General features: G+C 68.4%; 7 protein-coding genes. 4 read left to right on the top strand and 3 right to left on the bottom strand.

The features are described 5' to 3' along the window. Positions 1-6 precede the first annotated feature (6 nt). A complete protein-coding gene (gene smc, locus CSC78_RS07410) occupies positions 7-3,510 on the bottom strand; it encodes a chromosome segregation protein SMC (protein ID WP_162337272.1) in 3,504 nt (1,167 codons plus the stop codon). A 274-nt stretch (positions 3,511-3,784) separates the two neighbouring features. Between smc and CSC78_RS07405 the strand changes: the two genes are divergently transcribed. Next, positions 3,785-4,987, top strand: a complete 1,203-nt coding sequence (locus CSC78_RS07405; RefSeq protein WP_162337271.1) for an amino acid aminotransferase — start codon at positions 3,785-3,787, stop codon at positions 4,985-4,987. A 69-nt stretch (positions 4,988-5,056) separates the two neighbouring features. Here CSC78_RS07405 and CSC78_RS07400 read toward each other — a convergent pair whose 3' ends face one another. Then, on the bottom strand, positions 5,057-6,139 hold the full coding sequence (locus CSC78_RS07400) for an ABC transporter ATP-binding protein (RefSeq protein WP_162337270.1): 1,083 nt from the start codon (positions 6,137-6,139) through the stop codon (positions 5,057-5,059). On the opposite strand from CSC78_RS07400, the gene glk reads away from it, so the two are divergent. From glk to CSC78_RS07385, 3 genes are all read left to right on the top strand, one after another. Further along, positions 6,042-7,595, top strand: a complete 1,554-nt coding sequence (glk, locus tag CSC78_RS07395) for a glucokinase (protein WP_338015132.1) — start codon at positions 6,042-6,044, stop codon at positions 7,593-7,595. The two genes, CSC78_RS07400 and glk, sit on opposite strands and share 98 nt — an antisense overlap. Positions 7,596-7,828: 233 nt before the next feature. After that, positions 7,829-9,739: a phosphogluconate dehydratase gene (edd, locus tag CSC78_RS07390; protein ID WP_162337268.1), complete on the top strand. Its 1,911-nt coding sequence runs from the start codon at positions 7,829-7,831 to the stop codon at positions 9,737-9,739. A 117-nt stretch (positions 9,740-9,856) separates the two neighbouring features. Continuing rightward, positions 9,857-10,513, top strand: a complete 657-nt coding sequence (locus CSC78_RS07385; RefSeq protein WP_162337267.1) for a bifunctional 4-hydroxy-2-oxoglutarate aldolase/2-dehydro-3-deoxy-phosphogluconate aldolase — start codon at positions 9,857-9,859, stop codon at positions 10,511-10,513. Positions 10,514-10,822: 309 nt separating this feature from the next. Here the strand turns inward: CSC78_RS07385 and CSC78_RS07380 are convergent, their stop codons facing one another. After that, positions 10,823-14,020 carry a discoidin domain-containing protein gene (locus CSC78_RS07380; protein ID WP_162337266.1) on the bottom strand — a complete coding sequence of 1,066 codons (3,198 nt, stop codon included), beginning with the start codon at positions 14,018-14,020 and terminating at the stop codon, positions 10,823-10,825. Positions 14,021-14,047 lie beyond the last annotated feature (27 nt).

The raw sequence follows: 14,047 nt of genomic DNA, 5'->3' as shown, positions 1-14,047 counted from the left end.
GGGGTGTCAGGCGGCGCCGGCCAGGCGGGCGGCCTCTTCCAGGTCCACCGACACCAGCCGGCTGACACCGGGTTCCCGCATGGTAACGCCACTGAGCTGGTGTGCGGCTTCCATCGTGGCCTTGTTGTGCGACACGAACAGGAACTGCACCTTCTCGCTCATCTCCTTCACCATGTTGGTGAAGCGGCCGACGTTGGCCTCGTCAAGCGGCGCGTCGACTTCGTCCAGCAGGCAGAACGGCGCGGGGTTGAGCTGGAAGATGGCGAACACCAGCGCCACCGCGGTCATCGCCTTCTCGCCGCCGGACAGCAGCGAGATGTTGGACACGCGCTTGCCCGGCGGGCGCGCCATGATGGCCACGCCGGTATCGAGCAGGTCTTCGCCGGTCAGTTCCAGGTAGGCGTGGCCGCCGCCGAACAGGCGCGGATACAGCTGCTGCACGCCGGCGTTGACGCGGTCGAAGGTGTCCTTGAAGCGGCCGCGGGTCTCGCGGTCGATCTTGCGGATGGCTTCTTCCAGCGTTTCCAGCGCGGTGGTGAGGTCGACGTGCTGCGCATCCAGGTATTCCGAGCGCTGGCTGGCTTCACCGTACTCGTGGATGGCGGCCAGGTTGACCGGCTCCAGCCGGCGCATGCGGCCGTCGATCTGGGTGACGGCCTGCTCCCACTCGCGGATGTCGGCGACCTCGGGCAGCGTGTTGATGACGTCGTCCAGCACGAAGCCGCCGGCGACGACGGCCTCGGACAGCTGCTCGGCCTTCAACGCGAGCGCCTGCTGGTCGAGCTTGCGTTGCGAGATGCGCTCGCGCTGGGCCACGGCCTGCTCGTCGCGCTGCTGGCGGGTCTGTTCGTACTTGCGCAACTCGTTGTCGATGCCTTCCAGCAACGAGCGCGCCTCCGCCAGCTGGCGGTCGGCGGTGACGCGGTGCTCCAGCGCGGCCTGGCGCTGCGCTTCCAGTTCCTGCACCGGCGAATCGCCTTCGCTCAGCTGCAGGGTGAGTTCTTCCAGGCGTGAATCCAGGTGGCCGCGCTGGCCGCCCATGCGGTCCAGCGCCTGGCTCAGCGAGACGATCTGCGTGCGCTGCGATTCCAGCGTCAGTGCCAGCGCATGCGCGGTATCGCGCGAGGTGCGGGCGGCTTCGCGGGCCTGATCGCGGGCGTCGACCCGCTGGCGGCGCTCGACTTCCAGCGCCTGGCGGGCGGATTCGAGGTCGCCCATGCGGGTGACCGCGTCTTCCAGCTTCGTGCGGGCTTCGCGGGCCTGCTCACGGCTGGCGTCCAGCGTTTCGACCAGCTGCGCAATCTCACCGTCGATGCGTTCCAGGCGGGTCCGGGTGGCCTCCACCTTGCCCTGCTGGCTCTGCAGTTGGCCGGCGAGTTCGGAGACGCCGCGGTGCGCCATGTACAGCGTGCGCTGGGCGTCTTCGCGCTGCTGCTCGGCAGCGAGCAGCTGGTCGCGCAGGCTGGCCAGGCGTTCTTCCAGTTCGGCTTCGCGCGCCTGCAACGTTTCGATCTCGCCACGCAGCGACTGGATCTCGCGTTCGCGCAGCAGTGCGCCCTGCTTCGCCGCGCCGGAGCGCAGCACGCGCACCCAGCCGGCGCCGAGGCGCTCGCCGTTGCGGGTGATGACGAAATCGCCCTCGCCGAGCTGCGACTGCAGGCGCCGGGCTTCATTCAGATCCTCGGCCGTGTGCAAGCGGGCCAGCAGGCGGCGGATCGCCGCCGGGCCCTGCACCTTCGCCGCGAGCGAGGTCGGCGCGAACGCCACCTCACTGCGGTCGTCCGACACCAGGGCGATGCGTCCGTCGCCGAGTTCGCCCAGCGCATCGACCAGCGCTTCGGGTGCATCGACCAGCACGCCTTCGATCAGCTGGCCGAGCGCGCCTTCGACGGCATTTTCCCAGCCCGGCTCGACGGTCAGCTTCTCGCCGACGCGCGAGGCGTTGTCCAGGCCGCGCGCCTTCAGCCAGCTCATCGCGGCGCCCTGCTCCTGGCCCAGCGCGGCGTGCTGCAGGGTTTCCAGCGACGACAGGCGACCACGGGCTTCCTGCGCACGCTTGCGCACGTCGGACAATTCGGTCTGCGTGGCGCGCTGCTGTTCCTGCACGTCGGCGGCGCCCTGCTTGCGCGCCTCGACCTGCTCGGTCAGCGTCTCCAGCGATTCCTTCTGGGTGTCGTGCTGCAGCTGCAGCTGCTCGAACGCGGACGCCAGCGCGTCCAGGTCCAGCCCCGTGCGCTCATTGGCCAGCGCTTCGCGCCGGCGCTCGGCTTCCAGCGATTGGCGGTCGAGGTAGTCCACGCGCGTGCGCTCGACATCGCCGGCGCGCGAGGCCTCGGCGGAGTCGCGGCTGTGGGCCTCCCAGCGCTGCTGCCAGTCGGCCAGCGCAGCCTCCGCCTCGCGCAGCGCGTCCTGGCGGAACACGTCCTCCTCGCGCAGCTGTTCGAGCTGCGGTTCGGCGTCGGCCACCGATTCGCGCAGCACGTTGAGACGGGTCTCGTCGCCGCTGATGTGCTGGCCGAGTTCCTGCAGTGCGTTGTGCGCCTCGTCGCGCGCCTTTTTCAGGCGATCGGCGAGTTCGCGCTGATGCTGGATCTGCTGTTCGATGCGGGCCAGCGTACTGCCGACCTGGTAGACCTCGCCCTGCGCCTTGTTGAGGCCGTCGGCGGCTTCCTCGCGGCGTACGCGGTCGGTTTCCAGCAGGCGCTCGGCCTCGCGCTGCTCGGCGATCAGCTGCTGCAGCTTCGTCTCTTCCTGCGACAACGCCTCGCGCAGCCCCTGCAGCTTGCCGTCCAGCCCGCGGTACTCCAGCGCCTTCCACTCGGCGTCCTTGACCCGGCGCTCTTCCTGCAGCGCCTTGTACTGCTCGGCCTGCTTGGCCTGGCGCTTGAGATGCTCGAGCTGCTTGCCGATCTCCTCGCGCAGGTCGTTGAGGCGGTCGAGGTTCTCGCGGGTGTGGCGGATGCGGGTTTCGGTTTCCTTGCGGCGCTCCTTGTACTTGGAGATGCCGGCGGCCTCCTCCAGGTACACGCGCAGGTCTTCCGGGCGCGCCTCGATGATCTGGCTGATCATGCCCTGCTCGATGATCGAGTAGCTACGCGGACCCAGGCCGGTGCCGAGGAACAGGTCGGTGATGTCGCGGCGGCGGCACTTGGTGCCGTTGAGGTAGTAGTTGCTCTGGCCGTCGCGGCTGACCAGGCGCCGGACCGAGATTTCGTTGAAGGCGGCGAACTCGCCGCTGATGGTGTGGTCGCTGTTGTCGAAGATCAGCTCGACCGAGGCCTGCGACACCGGCTTGCGCGCGGCGGAGCCGGAGAAGATCACGTCGGTCAGCGAATCGCCGCGCAGGCGGCTGGCCGAACTCTCGCCCATCACCCAGCGCACGGCGTCGATGATGTTCGACTTGCCGCAGCCGTTCGGGCCGACCACGCCGGTCATGTTGGTCGGCAGGTGCAGCACGGTGGGATCGACGAACGACTTGAAGCCGGACAGCTTGATGGTGGAAAGGCGCATGCGACGGTGTCTTCCGGGCACCGCGACCGGACCGGTCCGACGCGCTGCCGCTAGTGTGAAATGGGATCAGCTTCGACTGCCAACGTGTTGATTTAAGGGCAATCAGGCCTGCCATCTGGCACGCCAACGGATGAGTATAGCCGCCCGTGGCACCGTATGCCCGGGCCCGGCGGCGCCGTACGCAGACGGGCTGGCGGCGTACGGCGCGGGCGCGCGCCTGTTAGCATCGCGGGCGGCTTCCCCCCCTCCCTCACCTAACAACGGTCCCCACTCCGTGTCTCTTTTTGCATCCGTCGAACTGGTGCCCGGCGACCCCATCCTGGGGCTGACCGAGGCTTACAACGCTGACCCCCGCACCCAGAAGGTCAACCTGGGCGTCGGCATCTATTACGACGAGCAGGGCCGCATTCCCCTGCTCGACTGCGTCCGCCAGGTGGAACAGGCGCTGGCCGCCGCCGGCAAACCGCGCGGTTACCTGCCGATCGACGGCCTGGCCGCCTATGACGCGGCCACCCGCGAGCTGGTGTTCGGCAAGGACTCCGAACTGGTCGCCGCCGGCCGCGTGGCCACCACCCAGACCGTCGGCGGCAGCGGTGCGCTGCGCGTCGGCGCAGACCTGCTCAAGAAGCTGCTGCCTCACGCCACCATCGCGATCAGCAATCCGAGCTGGGAAAACCACCGCGCGGTGTTCGGCGCGGCCGGTTTCGACATCGTCGACTACACCTATTTCGATGCCGCCACGCATGGCCTGGACTTCGCCGGCATGCTGGCCGACCTGGGCCAGCTGAAGCCGGGCACCGTCGTGCTGCTGCACGCCTGCTGCCACAACCCCACCGGCGCCGACCTGACGGTCGAGCAATGGACGCAGGTCGCGGCGCTGATGAAGGACCGCGGGCTGTTCCCCTTCATCGACATGGCCTACCAGGGGTTCGACAAGGGCATCGCGGAGGACGGCGCCGCCGTGCGCATCGTCGCCGGGGCCGGCATCGACAGCTTCATCGTCGCCAACTCGTACTCCAAGTCATTCTCGCTTTATGGCGAGCGCATCGGCGCACTCTCGGTGGTCGGTCCCGACGCAGCAGCCACCAAGGCCGTGCAGTCGCAGGTCAAGCGCATCATCCGCACCATCTACTCCAGCCCGTCGACGCACGGTGCCGCCCTGGTGGCTGGTGTGCTGGGCAGCAGCGAATTGCGCACCCTGTGGGAAAGCGAACTGGGCGGCATGCGCGAACGCATCCACGCCCTGCGTGCCGGGCTGGTGGACAAGCTGGCCGCCCTCGGCGCACCGGAATTCGGCTTCATCCAGCAGCAGGCCGGCATGTTCTCGTACTCCGGCCTGAGCAAGGCGCAGGTGGACCGGCTGCGTGATGAGTTCGGCATCTACGCGGTCGGGACCGGCCGCATCTGCGTGGCCGCGCTGAACCAGCAGAACCTGGCGTACGTGGCCGACGCGGTACGCACGGTCAGCCGCGGCTGATCCGCGTCGCCAGGAGGTACGAAAAGGGAGGCCATGGCCTCCCTTTTTTCTTCGCTGCGTTGGGCAGCCTCAGCCCAGGCGCAGGCCGCTGTCCGGGTCGAAGCAATGCAGCACCGCATTCTCGACGGTGACGCGCAACCCCTGCCCCGGTTCCGGCAGTACCTGCGGCGGCATGCGCGCCACCAGCGGCTGGCCGACGAAGCGCAGGTTGACGAAGACTTCGTTGCCCACCGGCTCGACCAGGTCGACGTGCGCTTCGAACGCGGCCTTGCCGATGCCCGCCGGCTGCAGGTGCTCCGGCCGGATACCCAGCGCGATGCGCCGCCCCAGCCAGCCATCGGCGACAGCGGCCTGGCCCAGCGGAATCTGGCCACCGCCATCCAGCGCCAGGTGCATACCTTCCTCCTGGCGCAGCGTGCCGTAGAGGACGTTCATCGCGGGACTGCCGAGAAAGCCGGCGACGAACAGGTTGGCCGGTTTCTCGTACAACGCCATCGGCGTGTCGATCTGCTGGATCTCGCCATCCTTCAGCACCACGATGCGCTGGCCCAGCGTCATCGCTTCGACCTGGTCATGGGTCACGTAGATCATGGTGGCGCCAAGCTGGCGATGCAGGCGGCCGATCTCGGTGCGCACGGAATGGCGCAGCTTGGCGTCGAGGTTCGACAGCGGTTCGTCGAGCAGGAACACCGACGGTTCGCGAACCAAGGCGCGGCCGAGCGCGACGCGCTGGCGTTGTCCACCGGACATCTCGCGCGGCAGCTTGCCCAGCATGTGGGTCATGCCCAGCGTTTCCGCGGCCGCGTTGACGCGCTGGTCGATCTCTGGTCGCGCCACGCCGCGCAGCTTCAGGCCGAACGCAAGGTTCTCCGCGACCGTCATGTGCGGATACAGCGCATAGCTCTGGAACACCATCGCGATGTCGCGATCCTTCGGCGCCACGTCGTTGACCCGACGCTCGCCGATCAGCAGGTTGCCGTCGCTGATCTCTTCCAGCCCCGCGATCATCCGCAGCAGCGTCGACTTGCCGCAGCCCGACGGACCAACCAGCACCATGAGTTCGCCATCGGCGATCTCGAAACTGGCCCCGTGCACGGCCACCTGGCCGTTGTCGTACACCTTGCGCACGCGGTCGAGTTTGACGCTGGCCATCATTGCTCCGGTCGGGCCAGGCCCGTGTGTGTTCACTGCGGCCCGGCCCTCCCGGGTGCAGGCATGCCCGTGCGGACGAGCATGCCGCGTCCCGTTCCGTGGCCCGGGCTGCTGCGCTATTCTGCCATGTAACCGTTTTCACGACGCAAGCGGACCGTGCACCGATACCGCACGGAACGCCCGCACCCGCCATGCCCTCCATGCCCTGCCGTACGACCGTCCACTCCACCGCGCTCGCGGCCACCTATTCCGGAATGACGCATACGTATACGGATGGCGCACGCGCGTGCGGGCTTGCACGCCGTCGGCGCAGGTGCGCGCTATCATGCGCCGCCCACGCGATGTGGCCCTCTCACTGCAGCACAGGATCGACCAGGCGAATGCAGCGGACACGTTTTGGAAGCCACCCCGCATCGAACAGGCCCGCACCGGACAGGATGTCCGCCGCATGAGCAACGCCGATCGCGTCCTTCTCGCCGACATCGGCGGCACCAATGCGCGCTTCGCGCTGGCCGATACGTCCGCCGCCGTGCCGCTGCTGGACGACAGCGTGCGCGAGTTCGTGGTCGCCGATTTCCCGTCGCTCGCGGACGCCGCACAGCACTACCTGGATGAAACCGGCGCGACGGCGCAGAACGGCGTGTTCGCCGTCGCCGGCCGCGTCGATGGCGACGAAGCGCGCATCACCAACCACCCGTGGGTCATTTCGGTGAACCGCACGCGGCAGGCGCTGGGATTCCAGGGCCTGAAGCTGGTCAACGACTTCGCCGCGCAGGCGATGGCGGTGTCGCTGCTGACGCCGAAGGATGTCGTGGCGATCGGCGGTGCGCAGTGGCGCCCCGCGCCGCTCAGCGAATCGCGTACGTACGCCGTCATCGGCCCGGGCACGGGCCTGGGCGTGGCCGCGCTGATCATCCGCGACGGCCGTGCGTATCCGCTGGAAACCGAAGGCGGCCACGTGAGCTTTCCGCCCGGTACGCCGGAAGAAATCCGCATCCTCGACATCCTGTCGTCGCAGTTCGGCCGCGTCTCCAACGAGCGCCTGATCTGCGGCCCCGGCCTGGTGAACCTGTACCGCGCGCTCAGCGAGATCGCCGGCGAGGATCCGGGCGGCCCGATCGAACCGAAGGACGTCACCGCGCGCGCCGCCGCCGGCGATCCGCGCTGCGTGCGCACGCTGGACGTGTTCTGCGCGGTGTTCGGCGCGATCGCCGGCGACCTGGTGCTCACCACCGGCGCCTGGGATGGCGTGTTCCTCACCGGCGGACTGGTGCCGAAACTGCTGACCTCGCTGCAGCATTCGGGCTTCCGACAGCGCTTCGAACACAAGGGCCGCTTTTCGCCCGCGATGGGACGCGTGCCGACGTTGGCGAACATGCATCCGCGTCCCGGCCTGCTCGGTGCGGCGGCGTACGCGGTCGAACGGTTCGGACCGAAAAGCGCCGCGCACGCCTAGTGTTTTTTGCGCAGATACGCGCTGCAACGCAACACACGAAGCGTCGCAAGCCGTTGACTGGTCTGGCTTTGGTCGCTTTCGCGCCTGCCGCAAAAGCAGTAGAAAGCATCATGCCGTCGCCGTCGTTCACCGCCCTTCCCCTCCACGCGCTGGAGTTGCAGGAAGACCGCGCATCACGGCTCCCATCGCCACGCCATGCAGAATGACAGCGTCTGCAGCCTAGCCCTACGCCCATGAGCCTGCACCCCCGCATCCAGGAAGTCACCGAACGCATCCGCCAGCGCAGCGCCCCGTTGCGCCGCGCCTACCTCGATGGCGTCGACGCCGTCCACCGCGACGGTCCGCAGCGCTCGCGCCTGAGCTGCGGCAATCTCGCTCACGCCTTCGCCGCGTGCGGTCCGACCGACAAGGGCCGGCTGCGCGCCGACGTCACGCCCAATCTCGGCATCATCAACGCGTACAACGACATGCTGTCGGCGCACCAGCCGTTCGAGCATTACCCGGAGATCATCCGCCAGGTCGCGCGCGATCTCGGCGCCACCGCGCAGGTCGCCGGCGGCGTGCCGGCGATGTGCGACGGCGTGACGCAGGGCCGCCCGGGCATGGAGTTGTCGCTGTTCTCGCGCGACGTCATCGCGCAGGCCACGGCGATCTCGCTGAGCCACGACATGTTCGACGCCGCGCTGTACCTCGGCGTCTGCGACAAGATCGTGCCCGGCCTGCTGATGGGTGCACTGGCGTTCGGCCACCTGCCGGCGGTGTTCGTGCCGGCCGGCCCGATGACGCCCGGCATTCCGAACAAGGAAAAGGCCGCGGTACGCGAACGCTACGCCGCCGGCGAAGCCACCCGCGAGGAACTGCTGGAAGCCGAGGCCGCGAGTTACCACGCGGCCGGCACCTGCACGTTCTACGGCACCGCCAATTCCAACCAGGTGCTGCTGGAAGCGATGGGCCTGCAGCTGCCGGGCACGTCGTTCGTCAACCCCGACCAGCCGCTGCGCGATGTGCTGACACGCGCCGCCGCCGAACGTGCCCTCGCCATCACCGCGCTCGGCGACGACTACCGGCCGATCGGTCGCCTGATCGACGAGCGCGCCATCGTCAACGCGATGGCCGCGCTGATGGCCACCGGCGGTTCGACCAACCACACCATCCACTGGATCGCGGTGGCACGCTCGGCCGGCATCGTGCTGACCTGGGACGACATGGACCTGCTGTCGCAGACCGTGCCGTTGCTCGCACGCGTGTATCCGAACGGCGAGGCCGACGTGAACCGCTTCGCCGCGGCCGGCGGCACGCAGTTCGTGTTCCGTGAGTTGCTCGATGCGGGGCTGATGCACGACATCACCACGATCGTACCCGGCGGCCTGCGCGCGTTCTGCGAAGAGCCGCGCCTGCAGGACGGCAAGCTCGCCTATGCGCCCGGTATCGGCCAGAGCGCCGACGAAGACGTCGCGCGTCCGGTGTCGCGCGCGTTCGAAGCACAGGGCGGCCTTCGCCTGCTGCGTGGCAACCTCGGCCGTTCGCTGATCAAGACCTCGGCGGTGAAGCCGGAATACCGCTTCATCGAAGCGCCCGCCGTCGTCGTCGACGATCCGCGCGCGCTCAACAAGCTGCATGCCGCCGGTGCGCTGCCGCACGACTTCGTCGCCGTCGTGCGCTACCAGGGACCGCGTGCGAACGGCATGCCGGAGCTGCATTCACTCGCCCCCCTGCTCGGCCTGCTGCAGAACCAGGGCCGCCGCGTGGCGCTGGTGACCGACGGCCGACTGTCCGGTGCATCCGGCAAGATTCCCGCTGCCATCCACCTGACGCCGGAAGCCGCACGCGGCGGCCCGCTGGCGAAGCTGCGCGAAGGCGACCTCATCCGTCTCGACGCGGAAGCCGGCACGCTGGAAGCGCTGGTCGATGCGGCCGAGTGGGCGGCGCGAGAAATCGCGCCGAACACCTCACCCGCCGCGCTGGACCTGGGCCGCAACCTGTTCGCGGTGAGCCGCGACGTGGTGACGCCCGCCGACCGCGGTGCGATGTCGATCTCCTGCGGCCTGCCGTACCACGACGGCACCTGGGAATACGATGCCGAGTACGAACTGGGCGACGCCGCGCATGCGGCCGAGGCGCCGCATGAGGCGAAGGATGCGTAATCTGGATGCAGACCTGCTCGGACCTCCCTCCTGTGGGAGCGACGTAAGTCGCGAAGCTTCCACCTGACATCGATCGCGACTCACGTCGCTCCCACAACACGAATTCCGATTGCTCCCATGACCATCGAAGCCCGCCAGCAGAAAGCCGAATCCCTCCTCCGCGCCGCCGGCATCCTGCCGGTCGTCACCGTGCACACGCTGGATGAAGCGCGCAAGGTGTCCGAGGCGCTGTTGAAAGGCGGCCTGCCGGCGATCGAGCTGACGCTGCGCACGCCGGTGGCGATGGACGCGCTGGCGATGCTGAAGAAGGAACTGCCGGACATCGTGATCGGTGCTGGCACGGTGCTGACCACCGAGCAGATGAAGCAGTCCATCGATGCGGGCGCCGACTTCCTGGTCACACCCGGCACGCCGCCGGCACTCGCCGACGCGCTGGCCGCTGCCGACATTCCGGTGGTACCGGGCGCCGCCACGCCGACCGAACTGCTCGCGCTGATGGCGCGCGGCTTCCGAGTCTGCAAGCTGTTCCCCGCCACCGCCGTCGGCGGCCTGGCGATGCTCAAGGGCCTGGCCGGTCCGATGTCGGAGCTGAAGATCTGCCCCACCGGTGGCATCACCGAAGAGACTGCGGCCGACTACCTGTCGCAGCCCAACGTCGTCTGCATCGGCGGCTCCTGGATGGTGCCGAAGGGCTGGCTCGACAACGGCGAGTGGGACAAGGTCACCGAGAGCTCGGCCAAGGCGGCGGGCATCGTGCAGCGGGTGCGCGGCTAACTCTCTCCTGTAGGAGCGACGTCTGTCGCGACCGCGCAAGTGATGCGCCCTAGTGTTGAGGCACGGCAGAGTTGCTGCCGATCATGGCATCGTGCTCGTTCTGCTACTGCCGGACTGCAGGACGCTGAGGTTCTACGGTCGCGACTCACGTCGCTCCTACACTGGATCACGCCACATCAGGTCCAGCGCTAGGCTTCGTCGTTTCCGCCCCGCGACGCGACGTAGAGCCGAGCTTGCTCGGCTCATGAAGTAGCGCATACGCGATCCCTGTCATGGAAGCAGCGGAGCAAGCTCCGCTCTACGCAGCGGTCAGCGCGTGCGGATACTAACCTTCGCCGGCAGCGTGGTGATGCGCAGCTCGCCGTTCGTCCACTGCGCCGGCTTGCCGTTGATGCGCGTCTCGCCCGGCGCATCCTTGTATGGCCACGGCAACACCAGACCACCGGGCGGCAACTTCAAACCCGCCTTCGCTTCCAGCACGACCTCGCCACCGGTCTTGCGCAGCGAATACCCCAACACGCCGTTCGGCGTACGCAGCCCATCGATGGCGATGCCCTCGCCGTCCAGCCACGTCGCCGGAACGCCAGCGGCCAGCACCAGACTGTCGTCGAGTTCGCGCGAGTACGCGAACATGTCCAGCGCCGAGCGGACGAAGTCCGACGCTACCCAGGCATGCGGCAGGTCACCGACGAAGAACGGCGTGCGCGGCGTGCGCGAGACCACTTCCGCCCACTGGTTCCAGGGCTGCGGCGCGCGGTCCTTGAAGAAGAAATCGAGCACGTCCCACGCACGCTCGCGCCAACCGAGGCGCACGAACGCCGCCACGTTGCGCCATTCGTACGGTGTGTAGTCCTTCCACTCGCGCTGGCCGTCGCGGCGCTGCACGAACTCGGTCCAGTAGCGCTCGAAGGTGCCGTGCAACAGGTCCGCCGGCAGCTTGCCCTGCTCGCCGCCCGGCGCCAGCGCGATGGTCGTCGAGGTGGGATCGAAGTCGCCGATCTCCGCCGCACCGGGCAGATAGGCGATGCCGTGCAGCTTCGTCGCCGCCTGCAGCGAGGCGTAGAGGTCGTCGCGGAACTCGTCGCGCGAGGCGGCCATGCGCTTCGATTCCGCCGTCTGCCCGAGCGCATCGGCGACCTCGACCGCATCCTTGTAGCCGCGCAGCGCCCAGAAGTTGTCCCAGTACGAATGCATCGGCTTGGCCGAATAGCCTTCGTGGCTGATCGACGCCGGCATCATGCCGTAGAACGCGGCGTTGACCGCGCGGTTGGCTTCGGTGCGCTCGCTCAGGCGCAGCTCTTCCATGTAGGCGAAGGCGCCCTGCACGTGCGGCCACATCCTCCTCAGGAAGGCCTTGTCGCCGGTATAACGGTAGTACTCGGCGACATTGAAGATCAGCTCGCCATGGCTGTCGTTTTCGGGCACGGGATCGCTGCCGCGGTCGTCGACACAGCACGGCACCTTGCCGTTCTTGAACTGGTATGGGGCGTACCACTCGACGTACTCCTTGACGACCTCGGGGCGCCCGAGGCGCAGCAGGCCTTCGGAGATCATCGCGCCGTCGCGGATCCAGCTGCGCGAGTACGACCGCGTGCCCGGCTGCAGGCGCGGGCCGATGCGCGAGATCAGCATGTGCGCGAGCGCCGTGCGCAAGGTATCGGCGACCGGCTGCCCTTCGACGGGCACCTGCAGCTTCATCTCGCCGAGCTTACCGCGCCACATCGCCGCGGTGGCCTGCTGGTCGCGCGCGGCGTCGATCTTCGCCGGCAGCGCGCCTTCCAGCGGCGCCACCCAGTCGATGTCGCGGCTTTCGCCGGCCGCCAGCGTGATCCGGTACAACACGGCGGCGGAGGCGAGTCCGGTCGACTCGCCAGCCACCTGCACGGCTGTCCCGTCGACGGTGTCGCCCATCGTCGCCAAGCGCTCGCGTATCAGGCCCTCGTCGAAGCGCGACGCCAGCGCCGCATCGGGCGTGGCGAAGCGCAGGCTGGCGCGGCCGTTCACGCTGACCACCCCATCGCGCACCGCCAGATCGTTGATCGGACTGAAACCGCCGGTGGTATTGAGGAACTGGCTGGGCGGATTGACCTGCCAGGGCTGCACGGCCAGCGCCAGCACGTACTCGCGCGGCGTCTTGCCGGTGTTGGTCAGCCGATGGCGCGCGACGACGCGCGAGTCGCCGGGCCTGCCCGCTGCGAACGCGGTGGTCGTCAGCGCAAAGTCGGGGTGTTTCCATGCGACGGTCGGCATCGGCAGATAACGGTCCTGCAGCGACTGCGTTGCCTGCACGTCCGACCAGCCGATCCAGCGCCCATCGACCTGCACGAACGGTTCGACACTGACGCCGCCCTTGGCGATCTCGATGGCGCCGTCTTCGCCGATCAGGCCCTGCTCGCGGCCGCCGTCGAGGCCGACGATGGTCCAGTACGGCTGTTCGCCACTGAAGCCGCGCGGGAACCAGCCCTTCGGCGACTCCGCCGCCATCGCCTTGATCAGGTCGTTGGGGTGCGCGGCGAAGGCCAGCGGCTTCACTTCCAGCTCGGCCAGCGCGAACGAACGTCCGGGACCATCGCCGATGGTCAGCCGCACATAGCGCGCTTCCGATTCCGGCAGCGCGAGATAGTCGTTGCCGCCATTGCCATCGACCACCGTGCGTGCATCGCGCCAGCGCACGCCATCGTCGGACAGCTGTACCAGGTAATCCGACGCATGCTGCTCCGGCTTCCAGCGCAGCACCAGGCCGCCGAACTCGCGCGGCTTGCCCAGGTCCAGCGTCAGTTGCGGATCCTTGTCGCCGTGCAGGTCGGCGGACCATGCCGTATCCGCCTTGCCGTCGATAGCCAAGGCCGCGGCGCCGGCCGGGAACGCAACGGACGCACTCGCCTTGCCCGTCAGCGGCGTGCCGTCGTCGACCGGCAACGGCTGGAACGTGAGCTGGTCGAAGCAGACCGAGCCTTTGCCGCCCGCGTTGTTGTAGACGGTGAACTCAAGCTTCGTGCTTCTGCGCAAGACGCGATCCGGGTCCGGCCCCCACGCCTTGTCGATGTGGCGCTGCTTGTAGCGCACCGGCGTCCACGCGGTCGGGTATTCGTACTTCGGCCGGTTGACCCACCACACGTTGTCGCCGCTGGCGTCGATCACCTTGAACTGCAGGTCGTTGCGGGGCGAGTCGCCGCGCAGCTGGAAACCGAACTGGTAGTTCGCCGGATACGCCATCGGCAGGTCGCGCTGGATACCGGCATGGCCGGACACCCCGTTGAAATCGTAGTCCAGGCACATCGCCTTGCCGTCCACGCCATCGACCTGGCGCAACGCGCCGCTGACCTGATTGGAGGTGACCACGCGCCAGATGGTGGGGTCATCGAAGCCGTCGAGGACACGGACGCCGTCCTGTGCGGCGAACGCGGACGTGGCGTACGCAAGCAGGGCGCCGCAGGCCAGTGCAGCCTTGCGGGAGGCAATGTCGCTGGGTTCCCGCCTGCGCGGGAATGACGGTTCGATGTTCATGACGATTCGAGCTCCACGATGACCCGC

Source organism: Pseudoxanthomonas japonensis, from assembly GCF_010093445.1.
Classification (GTDB): domain Bacteria; phylum Pseudomonadota; class Gammaproteobacteria; order Xanthomonadales; family Xanthomonadaceae; genus Pseudoxanthomonas_A; species Pseudoxanthomonas_A japonensis.
This window is presented reverse-complemented; position numbering and strand designations above follow the sequence as displayed.